This window comes from Novosphingobium sp. Sphag1I (genome assembly GCF_056279125.1).
The window spans coordinates 73,232-98,805 of sequence record NZ_JBWBQS010000005.1 but is presented as its reverse complement, the minus strand read 5'-3'; the positions used below and the strand labels follow the sequence as shown (position 1 = coordinate 98,805).

Genomic DNA, 25,574 nt, shown 5'->3' with positions numbered 1-25,574 from the left:
GACAGAGCGTGGCACTCTGGTTACAAAATACAACTATGAAGTTGGAAAAAGTAACCGAACCCAAAATGACCGACGGCCATGGCCGTTGGTATGGCGACGCATGCGGCGCGGCGCTGGGTATGGAGCTGCTGGGTGAACGCTGGGCGGGGCTGGTTTTACGCGAACTTATGCTGGGCGCGCGGCGGTTTACCGATCTGCGCTTTGCTCTTCCGGGGATCAGCGCGAGGGTGCTGACCGAGAGGCTGACGGGGTTTGAGGCATCGGGGCTGGTTCGTAAAGAAGGCGACCGACTTTACGGTTTGACGGCATGGGGCCGTGCGGTGGAACCGATCCTGATTGGCATGTGCCGATGGGCGTTGATGTCGCCGGATCGCGATATGTCGCTGGCGCTTTCACCGGTGTCGCTGATGTTGTCGTTAAAGGCGCTGATCGTGCCGGAAAAAGCCGGGGCGATGGATATGCGCGGCACGATCACCATCGGGCGCGAAAGCTTTACGGTGCAATTGCAGGGCGGCGCTTTGTCTATTGAGCGCGGGGACGGGCAGGGCGACTTCACGCTGACCGTTCCCAACACCGCTCCACTCAAAAGCTTTATCTATGGCAAGGCGCCGCTGGCCACATTGCCGGAAGTGGCGCTGACGGGCGATGCCTATACGGCCATGATGTTCGCCCGTTGCTTTGCCTTGCCACCACAGGTTACCTCTGGTCAGGCTGAGACGAGCGCCGCTTCCTGAACAGCCACCTTTTGCCACGCCGGTCGAGCGGTAACGCGGTCATACCATGCGGTGATAAGGGGAAAACGTTCCCGGTCCGGTGAGGCGTCGATGTACTCGATGGTCCGCAACAGGCTGGCCACCGAAATATCGCCCAGTGAAAATTCTCCTGCAAGCCAGCCTTGCTGCGGCGTCACGCTTTCCAGATAGGCCAACACGTCGTTGAATTTTGCGATAGCCGCCAGCGCAGATTCTTCATCGCCCGAAACCCCGCGCAACCGGGGCAGGACAAAGCGGTTAAAGATCGCCGGGCCAATCGCGGGCACCATGATCGTGTCGGCCAATTCCTCGAACCAGACGGCGCGGCCCCTTGCGCGGGCGTCGACCGGATAGATCGGCGGGTTGGGGACCAGAGCGTCGAAATAGGCGCAGATCGCGGTGGAATCACTGAGATGATAATCGCCGTCGCAAATCGCGGGGATTTTGCGAAAGGGGCTGGCTTTCAGGAAGTCCTCGCATGGATCGGCAAAGCTGAAGGCGGGAGTGTCCAGTTCGATCCCTTTTTCCGCGGCCACGACCGCAACCTTGCGCACGAAGGGCGAAAACAGGGCACCATAAAGTTTCATGATAATTCCTTTCCCCAAGCGATTCTGTTTTCAGAACCCAGTAAACATATTGCAGCCGCGAGAAGCAGCGGCTAGCAGTTTCCCGCGATGACCGAGATTCAGAACATTCAGCCCGACAGCCGCTCGACCACGATCCTGAGCGCCCCCGACATCACCGTTGATGTGCGCGAGGTGTTCGGCATTGATATCGATATGAAAGTCCCCGCCTTTTCGGTGGCGGACGAACGCGTGCCCGACCGCGACGACACCTATGTGTTCGACCCGGACACCACGCTGGCGATTTTGGCGGGATTTGCCTTTAACCGCCGCGTGATGGTTCAGGGATATCACGGCACGGGCAAATCGACCCATATCGAACAGGTGGCCGCGCGTCTGAACTGGCCCTGTATCCGCATTAACCTTGACGCGCATATCAGCCGTATCGACCTGATCGGGCGTGATGCCATTGTCTTGAAGGATGGCAAGCAGGTTACCGAATTCCGCGAAGGCCTGCTGCCTTGGGCTTTGCAAACGCCGACCGCGCTGGTGTTCGACGAATATGACGCGGGCCGCCCGGACGTGATGTTCGTGATCCAGCGCGTGCTGGAAACCGAGGGCAAGCTGACCCTGCTGGACCAGAACCGCGTGATCCGCCCGTCCAAGTGGTTCCGCCTGTTTGCCACGGCCAATACGGTGGGCCTTGGCGATACGTCGGGCCTGTATCACGGCACGCAGGCGATCAATCAGGGCCAGATGGACCGCTGGAACATGGTCGTTGCGCTGAACTATCTGCCCCACGCGACTGAAACGGGCATCGTCCACAAGAAGGTGCCCGGCCTGCCCGAAAAGACGATCGCCGACATGGTGCGCGTGGCCGACCTGACCCGCGCTGGGTTTATCAACGGCGATATTTCGACCGTGATGTCGCCGCGCGCCGTCATCACATGGGCGCAGAACACCGAAATCTTCAAGGACGCTGGTTTCGCTTTCCGCCTCTCGTTCCTCAACAAGTGCGATGAGACCGAGCGCGTATTGGTGGCCGAATATTATCAGCGCGTGTTTGGCACCGATCTGCCCGAAAGCGTGGTGGCGCGGGCTTGATGCCTGTTGCTGCATTGGCCTTCTTTCTGGCCTTTGGAGGTCAGGAAGAAGGTCCTCAGCGTTGGTGCGCGTATCGTACCTCGGCCCAAATGCAAAAGGCTGCCCGAACCGGCGAGACAGCCGTGGAATGGGCGGAAATGCAGTGGCAGGGCGGGGCGGTGACCCGGCTGCTTTTGGGAACCGAAAGCGAAGATAGCTACGTTGAGGATACGTATGGTCTCGATGCCGCCGGACGTGTGGTGTCGCTGGCAAGGCATGGTCACTATATCAACGATCCTTTCTGGACGGCGACCTATCGGCCCAACGCCAAAGGTAAGCTAGTCCTTACTCCGCAAAGTGCCGCCGAGCTGAAGAAGCGCGCTGCGGCCAAGCGAGAGGACTATTTCCTCGAATGGAGCAAATATAGCAGCCTTTCGGTTATTCCGTTTGCCGGGCTGATTGCGCGGCAAAATGGGGCGATTGTTGTGCGCTATGGCTGTATGAAGGCGGGGCGTTGAGTGTTTGAGATTTGCCTCCGGCGGGCAAAGGGACTTGGCCCCTTTGCAATCCCATTTTGGGGTTGCGCTTTGGTCCCGTGGTAGTGTGATGATTTTTAAAGCCTGCGGCGCGGATAAATGGCGCCGCAGGCTTTAATTTTGGAACGTTGCGCCTAAAACCTAAGGTCTAATCGGCGCGCAGCGAAGACAGCAATGGGAGCGCGAGGGACGCGTCCCTCGCATTAATCCCTTCCTACTCCCCCGGATAAACCGCCCGGTTGAAAAACAACCCATCGGGCGGCGCATTCACCGGCAATGCCTGCCGATTACGCGCAGCCAGCGCTTCACCCACCCGTTCCACCGGCCATTGCCCAAGGCCGACAAAAGACAGCGCCCCCACCATCGAGCGGACCTGATGGTGCAGATAGGAACGCGCGGCGGTTTCGATGATCACCTGCTCGCCTTCTCGCCGCACCGAAAGGCTGTCGAGCGTCTTGAGCGCCGAGGCCGATTGGCAATGGACCGATCGGAAAGTGGTGAAATCATGGTGTCCCACCAGCAATTGCGCCGCCTCATGCATGGCTTCGGCATCCAGAGGTTTGCCAATCAGCCACGCGTGGTTCCGCCCAAAAGTCAGCGGTGCGCGGCGGTTGACTATGCGATAGATATAGCTGCGCCCGATGCAGGAAAATCGTGCGTGCCAATCGTCGGCCACCACTTGGCAATCCAGCACCGCGATGGGGTTGGGGCGCAGATGATAATTCATTGCCTCCATCAGGCGAAACGGGGCGATGTCCTTTTGGATATCGGCATGGGCGCGCATGAACAGCGCATGGACCCCCGCATCGGTTCGCCCGGCGGCATACATCAAGGCTTCTTCGCCGGTCACGCGCTGGATCGCTTCTTCGACGGCTTGCTGGACCGAAGGGCCATGGGTCTGGCGTTGCAGGCCCATGAAGGGCGTGCCGTCAAATTCCAGCGTAAAGGCAAAGCGCGTCATGCCAGCACGGTCCCCGCGGCAATCGGTCGACCGCGAAGCAGATCGCCCACGGGCATGGCGGGCTTTCCGGCGCGCTGAATGGAGGTGACGCGGATTGCGCTGCTGCCGCAGGCGATGGTTAGGGCATCGTCCAGTGTCACGCCGGCATCGCCATCACCATCGGACAACTCCGCCGACAACACCTTATACCGCTCACCCTCCAGCTCAAAAAAAGCACCCGGCGCGGGCATGAAGGCGCGGATCTGGCGCAGGACTTGCGCGGCATCAGCGCTGAAATCCAGCCGCGCTTCGGCTTTGTCGATTTTGTGGGCATAGGTGATGCCATCGTCGCTCTGGGCCTTCGCTGGATAGGCGTCGAGATCGGCAAGAACCTGAACGATCAGACTCGCCCCCATTTCGGCCAATTCCAGTGTCAATTCGCCGGTGGTCTTGTCCGCAATCGGCGTACGCCCTTCAAGGCGAACCGGGCCGGTGTCCAGTCCCGCCTCCATCTGCATGATGCCGACGCCTGTTTCCGCGTCTCCGGCCAGAATGGCGCGCTGTACCGGCGCCGCGCCGCGCCACCGGGGCAGGAGCGAGCCATGCAGGTTAATGCAACCATGGCGCGGCGCGGCCAGAACCGCACGCGGCAGGATCAGGCCATAGGCGGCCACAACCGCGACATCGGCGTTCAAGGCGGCGAAATCGGCCTGTTCCTGCGCACCCTTCAACGACACCGGATGACGGACCTCAATGCCCAATTCCTGCGCCCGCTTATGCACAGGGCTGGGCGTCAATTCGCGGCCACGGCGGCCACCGGGGCGCGGCGGCTGAGTATAGGCGGCCACCACGTCATGGCCCGCGGCCACCAAAGCATCCAGCGCCGGAACGGCGAATTCGGGCGTGCCCATATAGATGATGCGCATAAGTCACTTTCCGGCTCTTTGCCTTTGCTCCGCGCCGCCCTATCTGGACCGGCATGGCATCGCAAGAGATCGAACAACTGGCGCAGGTATTGGCGCGTATCCCGGGGCTGGGCCCGCGCAGCGCGCGGCGGGCGGTGCTGTGGTTGATCAAACGCCGGGATACGGCGCTGGGCCAATTGCGTGATGCGTTGGAGGTGTTGCAGGACCGGCTGGTCGAATGCACCACCTGCGGCAATGTCGATACGACCAACCCTTGCGCCATTTGCGCCGATCCGCGCCGGGATGCGCGCTCGATCTGCGTGGTGGAGGATGTGGCCGATCTGTGGGCGCTGGACCGGGCGCGGCTGTTTACCGGGCGCTATCATGTGTTGGGCGGGCGTTTGTCGGCGCTGGATGGCGTGCGTCCAGAGGATCTGTCGATCGCGCCCCTGATTGACCGCGTGGCGGCGGGCGGTGTGGACGAGGTCGTTCTGGCCATGAATGCCACGCTGGAGGGGCAGACAACCGCGCATTACATCGCCGAAAGGCTGGAGGGTATGCCGGTCCGCGTTACCCAATTGGCGCATGGCTTGCCGGTCGGGGGTGAACTGGATTACCTTGACGAAGGCACTTTGGCGCAGGCCTTGCGGGCAAGGCGTCCGGTTTAGTCCCGGTCGATGACAGAAATCGGACGGACCGCCTTGCGCCGGGGGCGGGGTGAGACTATCTGCGGCCTATGGCTATTCGACCGATCCTGGAAGCGCCCGATGCGCGCCTGAAGCAGATTTCTGCCCCTGTCACCGTGTTTGATGATGAGCTCAAGACGCTTGTCGCGGACATGTTTGAAACGATGTATGACGCGCCGGGCATTGGCCTTGCCGCCATTCAGGTGGGCGTGCCGCTGCGCGTGGTGGTGGTCGATCTTCAGCCTGAAGACCCCGATGCCGAACCCGAAGTCTGCACATCGCACGGCGGGCATGAACATACGCATCAGCCGGTGAAGCGTGAACCGCATGTGTTTATCAACCCGGAAATCCTTGATCCGTCGGAAGATTTTTCGGTCTATCAGGAAGGCTGCCTGTCGGTCCCCGACATTTACGCCGAGGTGGAACGCCCCGCGACCTGCCGCCTGCGCTGGCAGGATCTGGACGGGACCGTGCATGAGGAAGCGATGGAGGGCCTGATGGCCACCTGCATCCAGCACGAGATCGACCATCTCGAAGGCATCCTGTTTATCGACCATCTTTCGCGTCTGAAACGTAACATGGCGCTCAAGAAGCTGGAAAAGGCGCGCAAGCTGGCTTGATCTAGCGGCGTTAACGGCCTAGGTTCACGGTTCGTTCTGATTGGAGTGAACCGTGGAATCTGCCGTTTTTGTGTTTGTGGCCTTGCTTGCGGGGCTGGGGTTGGGCTGGTTTTTTGGCCGCCGCCCTTTGGCCGATTTGCAGGTAAGGGTTTCCGAGCGCGAAAAAGCGTTTGCGGAACTGGATGAACGGTTCCGCCGTGCGATTACCGACCTTGCCGCGGCCAGTGAACGGGCTGCGCGGGCGGATACCTTGGCGCATGATCTGGACCGCGCGCGGGCCGATATGCTTCGGGCGCAGGGCGATCTGGCAACTTTGCGCGCGCAGGCAGAGCATTTTGAAGAGCAGAAGCGCCTGCTTCTCGAATCGCAGGATCAGTTGCGGCGGGAGTTCGAGGTTGCCGGTGCGCGCGTTCTGGAAAAGGCGCAGGAAGCTTTCCTGTCTCGTGCCGAGGCGCGATTTAGCCAGAGCGAGGAAAAGCAGGCCGAGCGGATCAGCACCGTTCTGGCCCCGGTCGGCGCCCGGTTGAAGGCCTATGAGGAACAGGTTGCGGCTCTGGAACAAGGGCGCGTCGATGCTTTTGGTCAGTTGACCGGCCTCATCCAATCGATCCGTGATGGTCAGGAAAAGGTGCGCGAAGAAGCGGCGCGTCTTGGCAATGCTCTGACCAATGCTCCCAAGGCGCGTGGGCGCTGGGGTGAACAGGCGCTGCGTAACGTCTTGGAACAATGCGGTCTTTCCGAACATACCGATTTCGTCACCGAACATTCGATCGACACCGAGGAAGGGCGGTTGCGTCCCGACGCTATCGTTTCGATACCGGGGCAAAAGAAACTGGTGATCGACGCCAAGGTCTCGCTCAACGCCTATCAGGAGGCGTTTGAGGCCAGTGATGACGTGGCGCGCGACATTGCTCTGGCCCGCCATGTGGCCAGCATGCGGGGCCATGTGCAAACGCTGGCGACCAAGTCCTATCAGAGCCAGTTTGCCGAAGCGCCCGATTATGTCGTGATGTTTGTGCCGGGCGAACACTTTGTGGCCGCCGCGATGGAGAAAGATCCTGAGCTTTGGGATTTCGCGTTCCGTAACAAGGTCCTGCTGGCGACACCTACGAATTTAGTTGCGATTGCACGCACGGTGGCAATGGTGTGGAAACAGGATATGCTGGCGCAGGAAGCCCGCGAGATCGGCCGTCTTGGCGGCGAATTGTATGATCGACTGGCGGTTGCGGGCGATCACCTAAAGCGCGTTGGCGGCGGATTGACCAGTGCCGTGGACAATTACAACAAGTTCGTCGGTAGCTTTGAACGCAATGTGATGGCCAGTGGCCGCCGCCTGCGCGACAAGGGGATCGAAATCGGCAAGCGCGAGATCGAAGATGTCGTGTTGGTCGAAAGTCAGCCGCGCCATGGCGATGTGGTCGAACCTTCGGCGCTGCCTTGGCCAGACGGGGAATGATCGGATGACAAGGTGGGGGCCAGCGCTGGGGTTTGTATTGACGTTGATCCCGGTGTCGGCTTTTGCCGGGCTTCCCTCTGCGGTTCATGTCGATGGCCGATTGGCACCGCGCGATGAATGCGCCTCGATTCCCGGCTTCATTATTTTTCGCAGTGAGATTGTACGATCGGTTCGTGATCGTGATATCAAAGGCTTAATCCGCTTTGTTGATCCCGATGTTAAACTCGATTTTGGAGGAGGCAGCGGTAACGCTGAACTGGCGCGTCGGTTAAGGTCGCGTGATGGCGCCGGTCTATGGCGGGCGCTCGATCAAGTCCTGAAACTTGGGTGCAGGCGGCACCGGGGCGTTGCGACGATGCCTTGGTATTTCTCCAAAAGCTTTGCGCTTGATGACCCGGCGGCGGGACAATTGATCATGGGGCGGGACGTGCCGCTCTATGCCGGGCCGTCGGGCGCGCAGGAACTGGCCCGGATCGATTGGGCGATGAGCGAATTGAACGGCCCATGGGAACCGCGTCGTCAGCGTCAGAAAGTGTCGGTTCTCGGCCACGGCAAGCTTCAGGGCTATGTCGCCACCAAAAGCCTGCGTTCCGTCACCGATTATCGCATCATGGCCGAACGTATAAAGGGCCGCTGGGTCATCACGGCCTTTGTTTCTGGCGATTAGGCGTCAAGCGTCGCAAGGACTTCATAGGCCAGAACGGCGCCCGCGACGGCGGCGTTGAGCGAGTCGGCGCGGCCCTTCATCGGCATCGTCACGCGCAGGTCACAGGCCATTTCATATTCCTCTGGCAACCCGCGCGATTCGTTGCCCACCATGATGAAACACGGCCCCGCATAGGGCGCGCCGCGATAGGGCACGGCTTCGCGCAGGCTGGCCGCCACCAATTGGCCTTCACCGCCGCGCAGCCAGGGGAGAAACTCTTCCCAACGCGCCACGGCCAGTTTTTCGGTAAAGATAGCACCCATGCTGGCGCGGACGGCCTCGACGCTGAACGGATCGACGCAATCGTCGAGGAGAATCAATCCACCGGCACCCACCGCATCGGCGGTACGCAGCATCGTGCCCAGATTGCCCGGATCGCGCATCGCCTGCGCCACTAGCCAGATTGGCGCGCTATGGCGGTCAATGATGTTCAGCGAGGTATCGAATTCGCGGAACACGCCGCAGATCGCCTGCGGGTTATCCTTGCCGGTGATCTTGGAAAGAATATCCTCGCTGGTTTCGATCACATCGCCGCCCGCATCCAGCACGGCCAGTTCCAGCGCATCGAGCAAGGGATGAGGATCGCGTCCCTCAGCCATAACCAAAGTTTCCGGCAAGCGCCCGCTTTCCCGCGCATCGGTCAGCAGGCGCAAACCTTCGGCCAGAAAACGGCCCTCACGCTTGCGCAACTTTTTTTCCCGCAGCGAACGCAGGAATTTGACCGTGGGATTGGAAAAGCCGGTGATGTTGCGGCGCATGTCAGAGGCAAGCCTTGTGGGGAAACAGGAAAACTGCCGGGCCTATAACCACCCGGCGTCGTCCTGTCGAACCCATTGGGTCTAGTCTTCGCCAAATCCGTCTTTGACCAGACCAGACAGTTTGGCCAGCGCCAGATCAGCGCCGTCACCGGCCACCACGATGTCGACATTGTCGCCACGCGCCGCGCCCAGCATCATCAGGCCGAGGATCGAACCACCCGCAGCCTCCGTCCCGTCCTTGACGACCTTGACGTTCAAGCCGCCCGGCAACATCGCCACCATATTGACAAATTTCGCGCTTGCGCGGGCGTGCAGGCCCTTTGCATTCACGATTTCAACGGTTTCCCGTGCTTCACCCATGCTTCCCTCTCACCTGTTTTCAGGCTTCCTGGCCCAGAAATTCGGACGCTATTGTTATGTAATTGCGCCCGGCGTCGCGCGCCGCGCTGATGGCCACCTGAACGCTCGCGCCCTTGCGCGCGCCGGCCAGGCGGATCAGCATCGGCAGATTGATCCCGGCAATCACCTCGACCCGGCCCGCTTCCATCAGCGAAATGGCCAGATTTGACGGTGTTCCGCCGAACAGGTCGGTCAGGATGATCGCGCCTTCTCCGCTGTCGACATTCTTGATCGCCTCGGCAATTTCCTTGCGGCGGCGTTCGACATCGTCATTGGGGCCGATACAGACGGTTGCCACGGCCTCTTGGCGGCCAACCACATGCTCCATCGCACGAACGAATTCCTCGGCCAGATGGCCGTGGGTTACCAGAACAAGGCCAATCATGCCCAATTCTCAAACATCATTCGTGGAAACTTGACGGTAAAGGCGCAGGGCATGTGGGGAGCAAGACCTTTCGCAGGCAAACAGGCGTTGGGTTTCATCGCGCCGCTACTCCTTCCACCAGGTCGGCCGCGCGTGAACCCAGATTACGGTGAATCATTGTGGGCGAAAATCCCGATGCGCGCAAGGCTGCGCCGATTTGTTCGGCCATGAAAACCGACCTGTGTCTCCCGCCGGTACAACCAAACGCCACATGGACATAGGCTTTGCCCTGATGTTGAAAGCGGGGCAGCAACAGCAACAGCATGTCGCGGATCCGGGTAAATGCCTCGTCAAAGGCGGGGTCCTTGCGGATAAAATCGCCAACGGGGCCTTCTTTCCCGGTCATCGGGCGCAAGACTTTGTCCCAATGCGGATTGTCCAGAAAGCGCATGTCGAAAACAAAATCGGCCAGTGGCGGCATCCCCTTGGAAAAGCCGAAACTGGTGATGGTCAAGGTTAACGCCGGGCCCGAATCAGGGGCAAATTGTTCGCGCATCGCCTGTTGCAATGCATTGGTCGAAAAGGCCGTCGTGTTGATGACGATATCGGCCCAGCGGCGCAGCGGCTCCATCATGTCGCGTTCGGCCGAAATGCCGGTGGCAACGGGCATTTCGGTTGCCATGGGGTGGCGACGGCGGGTTTCGTTGTAACGCCGCTCCAATTCGCCCACGCTGCAATCCAGATAGAGCGTCGCCAGTTCGATATCTTGCCGCGTGCTCAACCGTTTAACCAGTGCAATCACCGATTGGGGATCAAACCCACGCGTGCGCGAATCGAAACCGATGGCCAAGGGCGTGCCCAGTCCGTGATCTTCCCGGCTGGTATCGAGCAGGCGTTCAAGAAAGCGGATGGGGAAATTGTCGATGGTTTCCCACCCCAAATCCTCCAAAACCCGCAGCGCCGTGGTCTTTCCCGCGCCCAGCACGCCCGTCACCAACAGGATGCGCTGCTTGTCCGGAGTGCCATGCAAGGTAAGGCTGTCCGAAGCGGCGGGATGTATGTCCGAGGCTGTCATTTGCCTTCTGTGCGCCCAGACCGTTAAAAAGTGAAGAGGGCTGTCTTACGCTAATTAAAGCAATCTCAGGGTTAATCAGAGTTTCCGGCGCGTTTCATACCTTCAGCCCATGCACCCGCAACGCCATTTCCGCGCGCAGCGCCAATGCCGATGCACCTGGCCATAAGGTGATGCACGGCAAGGAAATTTCGCCGACAATCGTTGTCGGGGCCTGCTCAATATACCGCGGCGCGCCTTCATCCAGACGCAGCATCAGCGCCACCGGGGCCAAGGGCGCGACCGGCATGGCAACAAGGCCTACGCCGCGCACCTCCATCAACCCATGCGTATTGGGATGGGGCAGGGAATAGAGCGCGCCCTCACGTTCCTCCAGCATAACACTGTCATCGCCGATCAGCACCGCGCCTCGGTCTATCAGCGCCAGTGCGAGCGAGGATTTGCCAACGCCCGGCGCGCCTTCGATCAACATGGCTCGGCCTTCGATGGCCACGCATGTCGATTGTCTGGCCCACTGGCTCATTCTTCCTCGGCCTCGTGGTGATAGGTGGGCAATTCAATCACCAGCCTTGCCCCGCGTTCACCGGGCAGGGGATCGCGGGCGGTCAGCGTGCCGTCATGCGCCTCGACAATGGTGCGCGCGATGGCCAGTCCCAGCCCGGAATGCGACCCGAAATCCTCACCCGCCGGGCGCAGCGAGTGGAAACGTTCGAACACCCTCTCGCGGGCCTGTGGCGGAATGCCGGGGCCTTCGTCCCGGACTTCGACCAGAACATGTTCGACCAAAGCCGTAATCCCGACACGAATTATGCCGCCCGGCGGCGAAAAGGATACCGCGTTGTCGAGCAGGTTTTCCAGCACCCGCTCCAACCTTGCGGCAACGCCTGCGACGATGGCTTCATGATCGCCGGCATATTCCAGCGTCAGGCGGCAATCACGGTTCGCGCCCCGTCGCCCGCGCGCACCAATCATCGCATCGGCCAGCACGATCAGGTCGACCGGTTCAAATTTTGTGCGGGCCAATTCGGCATCGATCCGGCTTGCTTCGGCAATTTCGCTGATCAATCGGTCCATGCGCTGAACATCGTGATTGGCAATGTCCATCAATTGGCGCCGCAAATCGGGATCATCAATTTTATCCAATGACTCCAGCGCGCTGCGCAATGAAGCTAGAGGGTTTTTGATCTCATGCGCAACGTCGGCGGCAAAGCGGTCCACCCCGTCCATCCTTTGCCGCAGGGCCTCGGTCATATCGGACAAGGCGCGTGCCAGCAGCCCGATTTCATCGCCGCGATCCGGCAAACGTGGCACCACCACCGTCCGGTCACGCCCCAATCGCACCCGCACCGATGCACGCACCAAATGGCGCAATGGCTGGACAATCGTGCGCGCCAAAAACAGCGAGAGATAGACCGTCAGCAGCAATGCAATCGCTACCACAATGGCCAATGTCTGCCGTGCATCGCGCACGCTTTGTGTCACATCGCGGGCATTTTGCTGGACCAGCAATACCTGTCCCCGGCGTCCGACGGGGGTGGCGGCGTTGATGATCGGGGTGCGGTCGGGGGCATATCTTTCGCGCACGGCAGTCTGTCCGCTTTTGCGCGCCTCGATCACTTCGGGCCAGTCATTGGCGTGTACGGGTGATTTGGGTTCACGATAGGCCGGCACTTCTGGCGCACCCAGAATGGCGTCCATGCCGCGATCAAGAATGCGCGCGGCCTGCATATACCACGGCTGGATTGCGGGATCGGCCAGATGGAAGGATGGTGGAGCAAGCAGAAAGCTGTCCGCCTCCAACGCGCCATCGGGGCGGAAAAGGCGCAGGCGCAGCGCGTGGCGGCGGCCAATGGTGGTCAAAACCTGCGCGCGTTTGTCATCCGATGCTTGGGCCAGAGCCTCGGCGGCAATCTCGGCCTCGCCGCTGGCCCGCTTGAAACGTTCGCCCAACACTTCGCGGCGATAGGAATCGATGTACAAAAGGCTGAACGCAATCAGCGCCAACACGATCACATTGACTGCCAGAATGCGCGTGGTCAGCGAAACGCCGCGCCACGGGCCGCCGCGCATATAGGTCGGGCGGCGCGGTATATGTCCCTCCGGCCCGCTCATCCGCCCTCGGAAAAGGAATAGCCCGCGCCATAAAGCGTTTCGATGGCCGAAAATGTCGGGTCAACCTGACGGAATTTGCGGCGCAGGCGCTTGATGTGCGAATCGATGGTGCGATCATCGACATAGGTGTCATCATTATAGGCGCAGTCCATCAACTGGTTGCGGCTTTTGATGACTCCGGGGCGCTGGGCCAGTGTTTCGAGGATCAGGAATTCGGTCACGGTCAGTGAAACGGGCTTATCGTCCCAGCGGACTTCATGGCGGGCCGGGTCCATGCTGAGGCGGCCGCGTTGCACCATGTCGGGGGCGGGCGGGGCGTCGGGCGACGAATCGCCTGCGTCGGCGCGGGCGACCTCGACCCGGCGCAGGATGGCCCGGATTCGCGCGACCAGCAGGCGCTGGCTGAAAGGCTTGGTTATGTAATCGTCTGCACCCATGGCAAGGCCGAGCGCCTCGTCCGGCTCCTCGTCCTTGCTGGTCAGGAAAATGACCGGCAGCGCGGATTTTTCACGCAGCCGTTGGAGAAGTTCCAGCCCGTCCATGCGCGGCATCTTGATGTCGAAAATGGCCAGATCGGGCGGATTGTCCAAACAAGCCTTTAACGCGCTGGCCCCGTCGGCATAGACCCGCGTCGTGAATCCTTCGGCCTGTAAGCCAATGGAAACACTGGTCAAAATATTACGATCATCGTCCACCAACGCAATCGTGTGGCGCGGGGGCGTGAAAGAAGCGGGTTTTTCGTTACTGCTCATCCCGAAAACGCCCTGCATGGAACGGCTGAACCAGGCATGAGCGGTAGCCTGTGGCGGGGCGCGGCGCAATGGGAGGGGCGTGGCGCATCGGCATCAAATTCGTGGAAACAGGTGGAAATGCAATCTGCCATTTGACGTAGTGCCAAGTGTCGTCTATTAAAAGCCTCGTCAATTCGTATGCAACTGCGTGAGGGGGGCTCTTCGCAAAGCAATTGTTTCGAATAGCCATTCTTGAATCGACCGTTGTTGTTGTGGCCCATATGTTGCGGGTCATTCTTACGGAGTATTCGGTTTTGACCAAGCTGTTTGATGACACTTCCGATCATGCTGGCCTGTTGCGCCGGTGCGATGGGTTGTTGTCTGTCCGGCTTTAGATTTCAGTTTCGCGCATACACCACGGAAGATTGGTGAGAGGAGGGGCGCCGGTGGCTAATGTCGCTGGCGCCTTTTGCCCTTTATGGCCCACAAATTCTTGGCGGCGGGGTGATGGCGTGTCATGCTGGCCGCTCTTTATGCGGAGGGTGATGAGATGAGCTTGCTTGATTCCTTACTGGGCCAATTGTCCGGAAATGTTGATGTTGCGGCCATCGCGCAAAAGGTCGGGATTGATCCGGCCACCGCGCAAAATGCCATTACCGCATTGGGTCAGGCCTATCCGCAGGAAGGTGATACGGTCGAGGCCGCCGCGCAGCAGACCGGACTTGCTCCCGATACACTCAATCAGGTGGTCAGCGCGATGGGGGGCGTTGAAAGCCTGAGTCAGGTGTCGCAGGTTTTGCAGAACAATCCGCAAATCCTCTCGACCATCAACAGCCTGCTCGACCGGGATGGCGATGGCAGCGCGGTCAATGATGTGATCGGTTTTGCCAAAGGATTTTTCGGCAAGGCCTGATCGATGATGGATGTGGCACTGTCGCTGGCCGTTCTGGCCGTTATCCTGTTGGTGATCGGATCGGGCGCGCTGTGGCGTCGCGGCGTGCGTAAACAGGCGATCCTGATGATCGTTCTGGCGGTCGTCTTGGGGGCCAATGTGGCGATATGGAGTTTGCCCGCCCCCGCTGCGCTATCGGCACCGCGTTGAGGGAAACAAAAACGCCCGACCATTAGATCGGGCGTTTTGCATTTTGTCGGATCAGCAGATCAACGGATCGAGCAATCCGGCGCCCGCCCGATCAACGGATCGGGCAATCCGGGGAAAGCCGCATGTCGAGGTAATTGTCCACGGCACGCATCATTTCGTCGAGTTCATTCTCATAGAAATGGTTGGCGCGCGGGATCTCGTCATGGTGGATCGTGATGTGCTTTTGCGTGCGCAGCTTATCGACTAGCTTCTGCACCGAATTGGGCGTGACGACCGTGTCGGATGCGCCCTGCACGATGATGCCGCTGGCCGGGCAAGGGGCCAGAAAGCTGAAATCATACATGTTGGCGGGCGGCGACACGCTGATGAAGCCGCGGATTTCCGGGCGGCGCATCAAGAGTTGCATCGCGATCAGCGCGCCAAAGCTGTAACCGGCAACCCAGGTCGTGCTCGATTCCGGGTGGATCGACTGGACCCAGTCGAGAGCCGCCGCCGCATCCGACAATTCGCCGATGCCATTGTCAAAGCTGCCCTGCGAACGGCCGACGCCGCGAAAGTTAAAGCGCAGCGTGGCAAAACCGCGCGCGACAAAGGTCTTGTACATAGCCTGCGTCACGCGGTCATTCATCGTGCCGCCAGCCTGCGGGTGCGGGTGGAGGATCATCGCCACGGGCGCGCGCGGGCGGGTGCCGGGTTGAAAGCGGCCTTCGAGGCGGCCCTCGGGGCCGGGAAAGATCACTGCGGGCATCGAACAAATCCCTGATCAAGTGGACAGATCCGGCGGCCATTACGCAAAATTCGCGCAAAACCTGCGGCGGGGACTGTGATTGGAAGCGATGCGCTATATAGAAAGCCGCCTAGCGAAAGCAATGATTTCGCGGTCCCAAGTGTAAAAGAGCGCTAAAATGCCCAAGTCGACGATCTATCTTGACCATGCCGCGACCACGCCGATCCTGCCCGAGGTGCAATCGGCGATCGTCGAAGGCATGCGCGAATGGGCCAATCCGTCGAGCCAGCATGGGGCGGGTCGCGGGGCGCGGGCGCAACTGGAATCGGCGCGGGACCGCGTGAAAAAGGCGCTGAACTGGCCCGGAGAAGTGATCTTTACTGGCGGGGCGACCGAGGCGCTGGCCATTGGCTACACCCGTGCGCAGGCCCTGCGCCGCGCGGCCAGCGGGGTGGAGCATCCCGCCGTTGCGCGTTTGGCGGAACGGGACGCGATCATTCCGGTGGACCGTTTGGGGCGGATTGATCCGGGCGCCTTGCCGTCGGTCGATCTGATCGCGGTGCAGCAGGTGAACAATGAAACCGGCGTTATTCAGCCCGATCTGGGCGAAGCGATCCGTGGCAAGGGCGCAGTATGGTTGGCCGATTGCGCGCAGGGGGCGGGGAAATTGCCTTTGCCCGATGCCGACATGATTGCGATTGCCGGGCACAAGATTGGCGCGCCTCCGGGCATCGGGGCGCTGCTGGTGCGCAATTTCGGCCTGCTTCAGCCCAGCGGCGGACAAGAGCGGGGCTATCGCGGCGGCACGGAAAATTTGCCCTATATTCTGGGCCTTGCGACGGCTCTGGAGGCGGATCGGTCCTGGCTGTTTCAGGCTGCCGTCCTGCGCGGGTGGTTCGAGGATGAATTGCGCGAGATGGGCGGCGAAGTCATCGGCCATGGCGCGGAACGTATCGCCACCATTGGTGCCTATCGCCTGCCCGGAGTGAATGCGACGACGGTGCTGATCCGCGCCGATATGGCCGGCATCGCTATTTCGGCGGGGTCGGCATGCAGCAGCGGCAGCCTGAAGCCCAGTCCGGTCATTCTGGCCATGGGGCGAAGCGAGGAGGAGGCGCGCGAGGTTTTCCGCGTTTCCATCGGACGCGGCACGACGCGCGACGATCTGGCCGCCTTGCTCAAGGTTTTGCGTGGGGTACGGCGTTGATCTATCTCGATTATCAGGCGACAACGCCCCTGGCCCCCGAAGCGCGAGAGGCGATGCTTTACTGGCTGGGCGCCGATGGTTTCGCCAATCCGCACAGCCCGCACAGGCCCGGCCGCGCCGCCGCCGCCGCCGTTTCGGTTGCCCGCGATCAGGTTGCGGGCATTTTGCCGCCCGGTGGCAACGTCACCTTTACCAGCGGTGCGACCGAGGCGATCAATCTGGCCATTCAGGGCCTGCGCCCGCGCCGCATCGCGGTTTCGGCCATTGAACATGCCGCCGTATTGGACACGGCGCGGGCATGCGGGGCGGTGGTGGATGTGTTGCCGGTATCCTCTGACGGTTTGGTGCCGCCCGATGCAGAGATCGCGCCCGATACCGATCTGGTCGCGGTGATGCAGGTGAACAATGAAATCGGCACGGTCCAACCGATTGCCGAACTAGCCGCGCGTGCCCATGCGGCGGGCGCCTTGTTTCTGTGCGATGCGGTGCAGGGGGCGGGCAAGATGGCCGCGCCTGACGGGGCGGATATGATCGCGGTTTCGGCCCACAAATTGTACGGGCCAAAGGGGATTGGCGCGCTCTGGCTGCGTGATGGTGTTTCGCTCTTGCCGTTGATCCATGGCGGGGGGCAGGAAGGCGGGTTGCGTTCGGGGACACTTAGCCCCGCTCTCTGTGCCGGATTCGGTGCGGCGGCCGCCCTGTGTAAAGACCTGTGGATAAAGGATGGGGAACATGTTGAGGCGCTGTGGCAAATCGCCCGCGCGATCCTTCCCGACTGGACTCTCAATGGCAGCGAGGCGCAGCGCTGGCATGGCAATCTCAACATTCGCCGCGACGGGCTGGACGTTGCCCGATTGATGAGCGATTTGCGCGACATCGCCTTTTCCGCAGGCTCGGCCTGTGCCAGCGGGTCGGGGCGGCCCAGCCATGTCCTGACCGCGCTGGGACTTTCGTCGGCACAGGCAAAAAATTCTATCCGGCTTGGTTTCGGGCGCTATACGCAAAGCGGAGAGTTTGCCGAGGCCTTGAAGCGAATCGATGCTGCAGCCAAAGCCCAATAGGGCGGCCGTTTAAGCGGATAGGGGTCTGTTTATAGTGATAAAGGTGCAATTCATCACCGCCGGGGGGCAGCGTATCGAGGCCCAGGCCAATGCGGGCCAACGCCTGCTCGAAGTGGCGCAGGCCGCCGGTATGCCGCTGGAGGGGACTTGCGAGGGCCAGATGGCCTGTTCGACTTGTCATGTGCTGATTTCGCCCGACTGGTTTTCGCGCCTCAAACCGGCCAGCGCCGATGAAGAAGATATGCTTGATCTGGCAGCCGGCGTTGCCGCAACCAGTCGTTTGTCGTGCCAGATCACGCTGGGCGACGATCATGATGGGCTGACAGTGAAAATTCCCGGTGAAAGCCGCGATATGCAGCGCGGGTAACACTTGGGATATGCGTGCCAGCCTGTTAGGAGAGGCGCGATATGCCGAGCGACATCACACAGCCCGATCCGTTTGACGCCATCATTGATGCGCCCTTCGACGCCGCTTTGTCCGAGCGGTATCTGGTCTATGCGCTGTCCACCATCACGGCGCGTTCGCTGCCCGATCTGCGCGATGGGTTGAAGCCTGTTCACCGCCGCCTGCTTTGGGCCATGCGTCAGTTGAAGCTGGACCCGGCGCAGGCGTTCAAGAAGTCGGCCCGCGTGGTGGGCGATGTCATCGGCAAATACCACCCGCATGGCGACGCTAGCGTCTATGACGCGATGGTGCGTTTGGCGCAGGATTTTGCGCTGCGTTACCCCTTGGTCGAGGGGCAGGGCAATTTCGGCAACATCGACGGCGATAATGCGGCGGCCTATCGTTACACCGAAGCGCGCCTGACCAAGACGGCGATGCAATTGATGGCGGGGCTTGAAGAAGGCACGGTCAATTTCATCCCGACCTATAATGGTGAGGAAGAAGAGCCGGAGATTTTCCCCGGCCTTTTCCCCAACCTGTTGGCCAATGGCGCGACGGGCATTGCGGTCGGCATGGCCACCAGCATTCCCAGCCACAATGTCGCGGAAATTCTCGACGCGACGCTGATGCTGATCGACAATCCGCAGGCCGAACATGCCGAATTGATGAAGGTATTTCACGGGCCTGATTTCCCGACCGGCGGCATCGTCGTCGACAGTCCGGCGGCGATCTCGCATGCCTATGCCACGGGCAAGGGTTCAATCCGCGTTCGGGCGCGTTTTTCCACCGGGCGCGATGAAGCGGGCAATTGGGAAGCGACCGGCATTGAAAAACTGGGCAGCGGGCAATGGCAGCTGGTCGTCTCGGAAATTCCGTACATGGTGCAAAAGGGCAAGCTGATCGAACAGCTTGCGGGCCTGATTGCGGACAAGAAACTGCCGATCCTTGAAGATGTGCGCGATGAAAGCGACACGCAGATCCGCATCGTTCTGGTGCCCAAGACGCGCAATGTTGATCCAGATCTGCTCAAGGAAAGCCTGTACAAGCTTTCTGAACTGGAAAGCCGGTTCAGCCTCAACCTCAACGTTCTGGATGCGCAGCGGACCCCCGGCGTGTTGGGGCTCAAGCCCTTGCTGCTGCAATGGGTCGTGGCGCAGATCGACATCCTGCAACGCCGCGCCCGCCACCGTCTGGACAAGATCGCCAACCGGCTTGAACTGGTTGAAGGCTATATCATCGCCTATCTCAACCTTGACCGGGTGATCGAGATCATCCGTACCGAGGATGAGCCAAAGCCGGTGATGATGGCCGAATTCAACCTGACCGACCGTCAGGCCGAAGCCATCCTGAACATGCGCCTGCGGTCCTTGCGCAAGCTGGAAGAAATGGAGCTGCGCGGTGAGCGGGACGATCTTCTCAAGGAACAGGATGAGCTGAACAAGCTGCTGGAAAACCCGGCGCGTCAGCGGACCCGGTTGAAGCGCGACCTGACGACCCTGCGCAAGGATTATGCGGAAACGACACTTCTGGGCCGCCGCCGCACCACGATCGAGGAAGCCGCGCCCACCCGCGAATTCAGCATGGACGCCATGATCGAAAAGGCGCCCCTGACGGTTATCCTCTCGGCTCGCGGATGGATACGTGCGGCCAGCGGGCATGAGCCGCTGGACAAGGAATATAAGTTCAAGGAGGGCGATGGCCCCGCCTTTGTCCTGCATGCCCAGACGACGGACAAGCTGTTGATCGCCTGTGACAATGGGCGTTTCTATACGCTGGGTTGCGACAAATTGCCCGGCGCCCGCGGCTTTGGTGAGCCGGTGCGCAGCATGGTCGATATTGACGCCGACGCCCATATCGTCGCGATGATCGTCTATCACCCCAAGGCGCAATTGCTGCTGGCCGCCAACACCGGACGTGGTTTCGCGGCCGAGGCCGACGAATTGCTGGCCGAAACCCGCAAGGGGCGCGCGGTGATGACAGTCAAGGATGGCGTCAAACTGATGGTGGTGCGCGAGATACCGCCTGAACATGATTACGTCGCGGTGATGGGCGAAAACCGCCGCATCGTCATCTTCGGCCTGGTCGAAGTGCCTGTTCTGGCCAAGGGGCAGGGCGTGACGCTCCAGCGTTACCGCGATGGCGGCCTGTCCGACATTATCACGCTGAAATTCGAGGACGGGCTAAGCTGGCAAATGGGCGGCGAAACGGGCCGGACGCGGGTGGAAAAAGACCTGCGTCAATGGCGTGTGGCGCGCGGGGCCGCGGGCAGCTTTGCCCCGCAAGGCTTCCCTCGCGACAACAAGTTTCAGGTCTGATTTGAGGTTTTGGGGGTAAGGATCATCACCTTGCCCTCTACCCGCCAGCCTTCGAGCGACGACAGGAAATTCATGCCCAGCACATTGGTCGTGCCTATGGCGGGGGCGATGATGGTGGTCATGTCGGCGGCGTGAATGGAACCTACGTCAAGGCTGCTGATCGCGGCCATCTGGGCCGGGGCATCGCCATTGGCGGTGTGCAGATTGACCTGCGTGGATTGCGGGCCGGGTTCGACCATCGCCTCACGCGCCACTTCGGATGAGACGGTGGTATAGGTGGCCCCCGTATCGATCAGAAAACGTTGGGGCGTGCCATTGACGCTGGCATCGACCCAGTAATGCCCATCCTCGGCCAGAGGAACGCGCGTTTCGCCCCCGCGCACGCTTTGCATGGACACTTGCGCCGCCATGGCCGCGCCCGCGATCACCGGCACGCCGATAAAGGCCCCGCCAAGCTGGATCAGCGTAATGCCAAATGCGACGGTCAGGCCCGCGCTGCCCACCATGCGGATCAAGGCTCCCAAGGCGCCATTGGCCTCGGCCCGGATGATGCCGCCCACCAGCACCAGCGCCATAAACGCAAAGGCCGCACCCAAAACCAGATGGTTGGGAAGGTCGAGCAGGGAATCAATCAGCGGCATCAGGCAGGCTTTCGATTGTATCGAAGAATGCCCTATGTATTTCCCGCGAGTGGCCCGATCTCAATTGCGTTAACCACGCCAACCCGTACCAGCGTGGGACGGATCAATTCGCGCTGTCGGTATCCGCGTCTTCATTGGTCGGATGGTGGGGTTCCAGCACCATCACGCGATCCTCCACCCGCCAGCCTTTGAGCTTGGTCAGGAAGTTCATGCCCAGCACATTGGTTTCACCAAGGCCGGGGGCCACCACCGCCTCGATGTTGCGCGCCACCGCATTGCCCACCTTCAATTCGGGGATAACGATGATCCGGCCTGTCGAATTGCCATTGGCGGTGCGCAATTCGATTTTTCGCCCATTGCTGGGTATGGTCAGGTCGGTTTCGCGCGCCGTGTCGGGGGAAATGGTGGTCAGCGTCGCGCCCGTATCGACAAGGAAACGTCGCGATACGCCATTGATCGATACCCGAACCCAAAAATGCCCATCGCCCGACAAGGGCACGCGGGTGACATTGCCCTCGACCACCTGCTCATCCTTTGGGCCGGGCAGATATTGCGTGATCGCCTTGGGCAGCGGCGTGTCGATCCCGAATTGGCGCAGATCGACAAAGCCCAGAAACACCATAATCAGCGCCACGATCAGCCCCAGATTGCCGATAAAGCGCAACAGCCCGCCCAGCAACGGCACGCGATAGCGCAGAAGATTGCCCAGGATCAGAATGCCCGCACAGATCAGCGAATATTTCAGCAAAGGCTGCGTCGCGACCAGATCGCCCACCTGCGCCCAAAGGGCCGAGCCCGCCGCGATCAATCGATCGATGGCATCGCTTCCAGCCGTTTGTGCGCGGGCAGTGGTCATTCCGTCTCCTTATGGCGCTTCTGTATTCAGCGCTTCGTTCAACAGGGCATCGACCCGCGCGGCATCGGGAAAACCTTCGGCAACCCAAAGCCGTTCGACCATGCGCAACAATTGCGCGATACGCGGGCCTGCGGCGATGCCCCGCGCCACGATATCCCCACCTTTTAAGGGGAAAACGGGGATGGTCCAGTCGCGCAAATCACGAATTGTCCCATTGCAAAGCAGTAGCCGGTCCATCGCCCCGTCCATGCCCAATTGATAGGCCAGCGCGCGCGCATCACTCACTTGCCCATCACGCGCGGCCGCAGCAGCCAGCCGCTTTTTCTGCGCGCCCGAAAGGCGGAAACGAGAGGCAACCTGTTCGGCCAAAGACACATTCGCGGGCAATAAGGCCGCAAGCCGGCGCAAGGCATCGGGCGCCACGCCCTCGACCTTTTCCTGCGCCACCAATTGCGCCAAAGTCTCTGGCGACGCTTCGGGCAGGACGACCGCCAGCACGCCCAACTGTGCCATCCGCGCCACCGTCGGGGCCGGATCGGGCAGGCCGAGGAGGTTCATCATCTCCATCCCGATCCTTTCACGCGACAGGCCCTTGAGCGTTGCGGCCAGTGCGGCGCAGGCCTTTTCGGCCTCTACATCGGCACTCTGGCCAAAACGCGCCTGAAACCGGAAATAGCGCAGGATACGCAGGTGATCTTCGCGGATGCGTTGCGCCGCATCGCCGATAAAACGCACCCGCCGCGTCGCCAGATCGTCCAGCCCGCCGAAATAGTCAAAAATCTCGCCGGTGATCGGGTCTGCATACAGGGCGTTGATCGTGAAATCGCGCCGCGCCGCATCATCGCGCCAATCCTGCGCAAAGGCGACCGTTGCGCGCCGCCCATCGGTGGACACATCATGACGCAGCGTCGTGATCTCCACCGGCCCGCCATCCAGCACCGCCGTCACCGTGCCATGTTCGATCCCGGTGGGCACGGTGCGAATGCCCGCCGCCTTGCATCGCGCGATCACCTCATCAGGCAGCAGCGGGGTTGCCGCATCAATATCCTTGACCGACAGGCCCAGCAGCGTGTCGCGCACCGCGCCGCCCACCCAACGCAAGGGGCCAACAGCGGCCACCAATTGCGCCAGATCATCCCGGCCCATCCAGCCGTCACGTTCAAGAAATTGCGTCATACCACTTTCAGATTTTGGGCCAATTCAGCCGTTGGGATAGATTGGCCAGAATGGCCCCGGTAATGCCCCAGATATGATGCCCTTCCCAAGGGATTTCGACCAGATGGCGCAGCTTGCCCTGCCATTCAATGGCGCGGCTTTGATGATTGGCCGGGTCCATGACAAAGTCGAAGGGGGCCTCAAACCATTCCGCCACTTCATCGGGATTTGGCACCAGCGGCAGATCGGGCGGGATCAGCGCCAGAACCGGCGTTACCGCATAGCCAGATCCGGTAAGGAATGTGTCCAGAGGGCCGATGATGTCCACATGGTGCGGATCAATGCCCAATTCCTCATTTGCCTCACGAACGGCGGCGTCGATTTCATTCTCGCCGGGGTCAAGGCGGCCTCCGGGCAGGGCAACCTGTCCCGCATGGGCGCGCATCGTGCCGGGGCGGTGGATCAGTAGAACGCCGGGATTGGCCCTTTCGGTGACGGCAATCAACACGGCGGCGGGTTTGAATTCGACCATGCCTTCGGTGCGCGGATCGGGGAAAAGCGCGGGCGCAGGCCCGGCCATTCCGGCCTGATACAACCGTTCCAGCTTATGCCGCAGATTGCTCATTGCGGGGTAAGGGGGAAGTTTATCCCCAGGCTATCCACAGCCAGTCCACCGTCTGTGCCATCGCCTGTACCGGGGTTTTCCAGCGCCATATCCACCAATTGTCCCCAGGTGGAGCGATTGATCCGCGCCAGACACCCATGGCGTACGCCAAGGTAAATGGCGGGCGTTTCCGCATCGCCCCGCGCGATCAAGGGATGGTCCGGCCCTGCAATCACCGTGTCATCGGTGTTCAACCGAAACGCCAGTGCCCCGTCAATCCGCGCCACATCCACCGCGACAAAGGCGGCATCGGCCACCGCGATCCTCTGTCGATCCTGCGGCGTGACCAGCCAGTGTTGGCCCGCTTCATCGCGCATCAACAGTGTTGAAAAGGCCCTCACCATGGCCGGACGGGTGATCGGCCCGCCCTGATGCCACCATGATCCGTCGGCTCGGATCTCCATCTGGCTGTCGAGTTCTTCGGCCGGATGCCATTGATCGACCGGCGGCAGGCGGCGCTGTGCCACCATGTCGGCGATTTCCTGCAACGAAAGTGCGGCCAGATCGGGGGGCGGCGTATAAGGCATATCGGCAATATGGGGCAGGCGGTGGCTATGCGCCAGTGGTCCGCCTGCCCAAATTCTGTTTAAGCCCAGGGGCCAAGCATGCCCTTTTGCGGAAGAACGGCGGTGTTGTCACAGCGCACAAGCAGGCGGTGCTGTTCAAACGGTCCGGGCAATTCCCATTCGCCGGTGGGCGCATTGGTAAAGCCCCAGAAGCGGCCATAATATTCCGGGTCGCCAATCATCACCATCGGCAGCGGCGCCTGCGGGTTCATGGCCGAAATCGCGGCGGTGACCAGCGCCTTGCCAAAGCCGCGCCCCTGAATTTCGGGCAGGACGGCCACAGGGCCGACCATGACCATCGGATGGCGCCGCCCATCGGGATCGGTCAGCGCGACCGGCCAGCACTGGATCGAGCCGACCAGATGCTGTTCCTCGTCCACCGCGGCAAAGGAAAGCGCGGGCAGCCATTCGGCATCGCCGCGCACCTTATAGGCGGTGCGTCCGCGTCGTTCCGGCTCGAACGCACGATCAAGCAATTCCTCGACGAGCGAGGGGTCGACATTGTCCAGCGGAATGAGCGAGGGTTCGATTGCCATAATGCCCGGCGCGTTAGGGCAGGGGGGCACCATATGCAAGGAAATGCTTGCAGGGCGCAGGCTGTCGCGCCACGGATCGGCGCATGATCTTTGGTGTGGACGAAGCGGGGCGCGGCCCCTTGGCGGGGCCTGTTGTGGCGGGCGCAGTGTGGTTGGCCGACAGCGCCATTGCGGGGCTGAACGACAGCAAGAAATTATCGGCCAAAAAGCGCGGGCCATTAGAGGCGCGGATCATGGCCGAAGCGCATTGGGCCATTGGCGTGGTCGAGGCCGATGAGATCGACCGCATCAACATCTTTGCCGCCACGATGCTGGCCATGACGCGGGCTGTGGCCGGGCTGGTGGCCAAGGTGGGTGAACCGGCGATGGTGCTGATCGACGGCAACAAGACGCCGCAGGGGCGGGTCGCGGACTGGCGCTGGGCCGCGCGGGCGATTGTGGGGGGCGATGCCAGTGAGACGGCGATCTCTGCCGCCAGCATTATCGCCAAGGAGCACCGCGACCGGGTGATGCGGGAATTGGCATTGGCGCATCCGCATTATGGGTGGGACCGCAATGCGGGATATGGCACGGCGGAGCATCTGGCCGCGCTGCGTGAACATGGGGCGACGGTGCATCATCGGCGGTCCTTCGCGCCGGTTGCTCAATTGCCGCTTTTGTAAAAATTTGCGGTGTG

Annotated in this window: 31 protein-coding genes; 14 read left to right on the top strand and 17 right to left on the bottom strand. The window is 61.2% G+C overall.

The genetic code is table 11. The features are described 5' to 3' along the window. The first annotated feature begins 35 nt into the window (after nucleotides 1-35). Nucleotides 36-734 (top strand): winged helix-turn-helix transcriptional regulator, encoded by a 699-nt coding sequence (locus tag ACZ9HU_RS07180; RefSeq protein ID WP_476103893.1) that lies wholly within the window; start codon nucleotides 36-38, stop codon nucleotides 732-734. Here ACZ9HU_RS07180 and ACZ9HU_RS07175 read toward each other — a convergent pair. Next, nucleotides 707-1,339: a glutathione S-transferase family protein gene (locus ACZ9HU_RS07175; protein WP_476103890.1), complete on the bottom strand. Its 633-nt coding sequence runs from the start codon at nucleotides 1,337-1,339 to the stop codon at nucleotides 707-709. The genes ACZ9HU_RS07180 and ACZ9HU_RS07175 overlap by 28 nt on opposite strands. 87 nt (nucleotides 1,340-1,426) lie before the next feature. On the opposite strand from ACZ9HU_RS07175, the gene cobS reads away from it, so the two are divergent. Both cobS and ACZ9HU_RS07165 read left to right on the top strand, forming a co-directional pair. Beyond that, nucleotides 1,427-2,419 carry a cobaltochelatase subunit CobS gene (gene cobS / locus ACZ9HU_RS07170; RefSeq protein ID WP_476103888.1) on the top strand — a complete coding sequence of 331 codons (993 nt, stop codon included), beginning with the start codon at nucleotides 1,427-1,429 and terminating at the stop codon, nucleotides 2,417-2,419. Next, nucleotides 2,419-2,916 carry a hypothetical protein gene (locus tag ACZ9HU_RS07165; protein ID WP_476103886.1) on the top strand — a complete coding sequence of 166 codons (498 nt, stop codon included), beginning with the start codon at nucleotides 2,419-2,421 and terminating at the stop codon, nucleotides 2,914-2,916. Before cobS ends, ACZ9HU_RS07165 begins: the two co-directional genes overlap by 1 nt. A 232-nt stretch (nucleotides 2,917-3,148) precedes the next feature. Here the strand turns inward: ACZ9HU_RS07165 and truA are convergent, their stop codons facing one another. Both truA and fmt read right to left on the bottom strand, forming a co-directional pair. Further along, nucleotides 3,149-3,895, bottom strand: a complete 747-nt coding sequence (truA, locus tag ACZ9HU_RS07160) for a tRNA pseudouridine(38-40) synthase TruA (RefSeq protein WP_476103884.1) — start codon at nucleotides 3,893-3,895, stop codon at nucleotides 3,149-3,151. After that, nucleotides 3,892-4,800: a methionyl-tRNA formyltransferase gene (fmt, locus tag ACZ9HU_RS07155; RefSeq protein WP_476103882.1), complete on the bottom strand. Its 909-nt coding sequence runs from the start codon at nucleotides 4,798-4,800 to the stop codon at nucleotides 3,892-3,894. Before fmt ends, truA begins: the two co-directional genes overlap by 4 nt. Before the next feature lie 53 nt (nucleotides 4,801-4,853). On the opposite strand from fmt, the gene recR reads away from it, so the two are divergent. The 4 genes from recR (at nucleotide 4,854) to ACZ9HU_RS07135 (ending at nucleotide 8,208) form a co-directional block, all read left to right on the top strand. After that, a complete protein-coding gene (gene recR, locus ACZ9HU_RS07150; protein WP_476103880.1) occupies nucleotides 4,854-5,447 on the top strand; it encodes a recombination mediator RecR in 594 nt (197 codons plus the stop codon). A 68-nt stretch (nucleotides 5,448-5,515) separates the two neighbouring features. Continuing rightward, complete coding sequence (locus tag ACZ9HU_RS07145; protein WP_476103878.1) at nucleotides 5,516-6,085, top strand: peptide deformylase; 570 nt, start codon at nucleotides 5,516-5,518, stop codon at nucleotides 6,083-6,085. Nucleotides 6,086-6,137: 52 nt separating this feature from the next. After that, nucleotides 6,138-7,541, top strand: a complete 1,404-nt coding sequence (locus ACZ9HU_RS07140) for a DNA recombination protein RmuC (protein ID WP_476103876.1) — start codon at nucleotides 6,138-6,140, stop codon at nucleotides 7,539-7,541. A 355-nt stretch (nucleotides 7,542-7,896) separates the two neighbouring features. After that, nucleotides 7,897-8,208, top strand: coding sequence for a hypothetical protein (locus ACZ9HU_RS07135; RefSeq protein ID WP_476103874.1), 312 nt, complete (start codon nucleotides 7,897-7,899; stop codon nucleotides 8,206-8,208). Here ACZ9HU_RS07135 and ACZ9HU_RS07130 read toward each other — a convergent pair. The 7 genes from ACZ9HU_RS07130 to ACZ9HU_RS07100 form a co-directional block, all read right to left on the bottom strand. After that, a complete protein-coding gene (locus tag ACZ9HU_RS07130; protein WP_476103872.1) occupies nucleotides 8,205-9,005 on the bottom strand; it encodes a TrmH family RNA methyltransferase in 801 nt (266 codons plus the stop codon). The two genes, ACZ9HU_RS07135 and ACZ9HU_RS07130, sit on opposite strands and share 4 nt — an antisense overlap. 81 nt (nucleotides 9,006-9,086) lie before the next feature. After that, complete coding sequence (locus ACZ9HU_RS07125) at nucleotides 9,087-9,365, bottom strand: HPr family phosphocarrier protein (protein ID WP_476103870.1); 279 nt, start codon at nucleotides 9,363-9,365, stop codon at nucleotides 9,087-9,089. 19 nt (nucleotides 9,366-9,384) lie between these two features. Then, nucleotides 9,385-9,789, bottom strand: coding sequence for a PTS sugar transporter subunit IIA (locus tag ACZ9HU_RS07120; RefSeq protein ID WP_476103868.1), 405 nt, complete (start codon nucleotides 9,787-9,789; stop codon nucleotides 9,385-9,387). Between the two features lie 94 nt (nucleotides 9,790-9,883). Continuing rightward, nucleotides 9,884-10,843 (bottom strand): RNase adapter RapZ, encoded by a 960-nt coding sequence (gene rapZ / locus ACZ9HU_RS07115; RefSeq protein ID WP_476103866.1) that lies wholly within the window; start codon nucleotides 10,841-10,843, stop codon nucleotides 9,884-9,886. Nucleotides 10,844-10,937: 94 nt separating this feature from the next. After that, on the bottom strand, nucleotides 10,938-11,363 hold the full coding sequence (locus ACZ9HU_RS07110) for an HPr kinase/phosphorylase (protein ID WP_476103864.1): 426 nt from the start codon (nucleotides 11,361-11,363) through the stop codon (nucleotides 10,938-10,940). Beyond that, entirely contained in the window at nucleotides 11,360-12,952 is a 1,593-nt protein-coding gene (locus tag ACZ9HU_RS07105; RefSeq protein WP_476103862.1) for a sensor histidine kinase, read from the bottom strand. The genes ACZ9HU_RS07110 and ACZ9HU_RS07105 overlap by 4 nt, the downstream gene beginning before the upstream one ends. Continuing rightward, nucleotides 12,949-13,704 carry a response regulator transcription factor gene (locus tag ACZ9HU_RS07100; protein ID WP_476103860.1) on the bottom strand — a complete coding sequence of 252 codons (756 nt, stop codon included), beginning with the start codon at nucleotides 13,702-13,704 and terminating at the stop codon, nucleotides 12,949-12,951. Before ACZ9HU_RS07100 ends, ACZ9HU_RS07105 begins: the two co-directional genes overlap by 4 nt. A 529-nt stretch (nucleotides 13,705-14,233) precedes the next feature. On the opposite strand from ACZ9HU_RS07100, the gene ACZ9HU_RS07095 reads away from it, so the two are divergent. Both ACZ9HU_RS07095 and ACZ9HU_RS07090 read left to right on the top strand, forming a co-directional pair. Continuing rightward, nucleotides 14,234-14,596 carry a hypothetical protein gene (locus ACZ9HU_RS07095; RefSeq protein ID WP_476103858.1) on the top strand — a complete coding sequence of 121 codons (363 nt, stop codon included), beginning with the start codon at nucleotides 14,234-14,236 and terminating at the stop codon, nucleotides 14,594-14,596. A 3-nt stretch (nucleotides 14,597-14,599) separates the two neighbouring features. After that, nucleotides 14,600-14,785: a hypothetical protein gene (locus ACZ9HU_RS07090; RefSeq protein ID WP_476103856.1), complete on the top strand. Its 186-nt coding sequence runs from the start codon at nucleotides 14,600-14,602 to the stop codon at nucleotides 14,783-14,785. Between the two features lie 91 nt (nucleotides 14,786-14,876). Here ACZ9HU_RS07090 and ACZ9HU_RS07085 read toward each other — a convergent pair whose 3' ends face one another. Continuing rightward, complete coding sequence (locus ACZ9HU_RS07085) at nucleotides 14,877-15,533, bottom strand: alpha/beta hydrolase (RefSeq protein ID WP_476103854.1); 657 nt, start codon at nucleotides 15,531-15,533, stop codon at nucleotides 14,877-14,879. Nucleotides 15,534-15,690: 157 nt separating this feature from the next. Here ACZ9HU_RS07085 and ACZ9HU_RS07080 point away from each other — a divergent pair, with 157 nt between their 5' ends. The 4 genes from ACZ9HU_RS07080 to parC are packed head-to-tail and all read left to right on the top strand — an operon-like array spanning nucleotide 15,691 to nucleotide 20,480. Beyond that, entirely contained in the window at nucleotides 15,691-16,719 is a 1,029-nt protein-coding gene (locus ACZ9HU_RS07080; protein WP_476103852.1) for a cysteine desulfurase family protein, read from the top strand. Further along, nucleotides 16,716-17,780, top strand: a complete 1,065-nt coding sequence (locus tag ACZ9HU_RS07075; RefSeq protein ID WP_476103850.1) for a cysteine desulfurase family protein — start codon at nucleotides 16,716-16,718, stop codon at nucleotides 17,778-17,780. Before ACZ9HU_RS07080 ends, ACZ9HU_RS07075 begins: the two co-directional genes overlap by 4 nt. Nucleotides 17,781-17,817: 37 nt before the next feature. Continuing rightward, on the top strand, nucleotides 17,818-18,147 hold the full coding sequence (locus tag ACZ9HU_RS07070; RefSeq protein WP_476104190.1) for a 2Fe-2S iron-sulfur cluster-binding protein: 330 nt from the start codon (nucleotides 17,818-17,820) through the stop codon (nucleotides 18,145-18,147). A 41-nt stretch (nucleotides 18,148-18,188) separates the two neighbouring features. After that, the gene (gene parC / locus ACZ9HU_RS07065) at nucleotides 18,189-20,480 is read left to right on the top strand and encodes a DNA topoisomerase IV subunit A (protein ID WP_476103848.1); all 2,292 of its coding nucleotides are present in this window, start codon (nucleotides 18,189-18,191) and stop codon (nucleotides 20,478-20,480) included. On the opposite strand, the gene ACZ9HU_RS07060 is transcribed toward parC, so the two are convergent. From ACZ9HU_RS07060 to ACZ9HU_RS07035, 6 genes are all read right to left on the bottom strand, one after another. Continuing rightward, the gene (locus ACZ9HU_RS07060; protein WP_476103846.1) at nucleotides 20,471-21,121 is read right to left on the bottom strand and encodes a retropepsin-like aspartic protease family protein; all 651 of its coding nucleotides are present in this window, start codon (nucleotides 21,119-21,121) and stop codon (nucleotides 20,471-20,473) included. The two genes, parC and ACZ9HU_RS07060, sit on opposite strands and share 10 nt — an antisense overlap. A gap of 103 nt (nucleotides 21,122-21,224) precedes the next feature. After that, complete coding sequence (locus ACZ9HU_RS07055) at nucleotides 21,225-21,977, bottom strand: retropepsin-like aspartic protease family protein (protein ID WP_476103844.1); 753 nt, start codon at nucleotides 21,975-21,977, stop codon at nucleotides 21,225-21,227. Between the two features lie 9 nt (nucleotides 21,978-21,986). Continuing rightward, a complete protein-coding gene (locus ACZ9HU_RS07050) occupies nucleotides 21,987-23,153 on the bottom strand; it encodes a CCA tRNA nucleotidyltransferase (RefSeq protein WP_476103842.1) in 1,167 nt (388 codons plus the stop codon). A gap of 7 nt (nucleotides 23,154-23,160) precedes the next feature. Next, nucleotides 23,161-23,757, bottom strand: a complete 597-nt coding sequence (locus ACZ9HU_RS07045) for a CoA pyrophosphatase (protein ID WP_476103840.1) — start codon at nucleotides 23,755-23,757, stop codon at nucleotides 23,161-23,163. After that, nucleotides 23,754-24,323 carry a DUF1285 domain-containing protein gene (locus tag ACZ9HU_RS07040; RefSeq protein ID WP_476103837.1) on the bottom strand — a complete coding sequence of 190 codons (570 nt, stop codon included), beginning with the start codon at nucleotides 24,321-24,323 and terminating at the stop codon, nucleotides 23,754-23,756. The genes ACZ9HU_RS07045 and ACZ9HU_RS07040 overlap by 4 nt, the downstream gene beginning before the upstream one ends. Before the next feature lie 59 nt (nucleotides 24,324-24,382). Further along, on the bottom strand, nucleotides 24,383-24,898 hold the full coding sequence (locus tag ACZ9HU_RS07035; RefSeq protein WP_476103835.1) for a GNAT family N-acetyltransferase: 516 nt from the start codon (nucleotides 24,896-24,898) through the stop codon (nucleotides 24,383-24,385). Between the two features lie 83 nt (nucleotides 24,899-24,981). Here ACZ9HU_RS07035 and ACZ9HU_RS07030 point away from each other — a divergent pair, with 83 nt between their 5' ends. Continuing rightward, the gene (locus tag ACZ9HU_RS07030) at nucleotides 24,982-25,560 is read left to right on the top strand and encodes a ribonuclease HII (protein ID WP_476103834.1); all 579 of its coding nucleotides are present in this window, start codon (nucleotides 24,982-24,984) and stop codon (nucleotides 25,558-25,560) included. Nucleotides 25,561-25,574 lie beyond the last annotated feature (14 nt).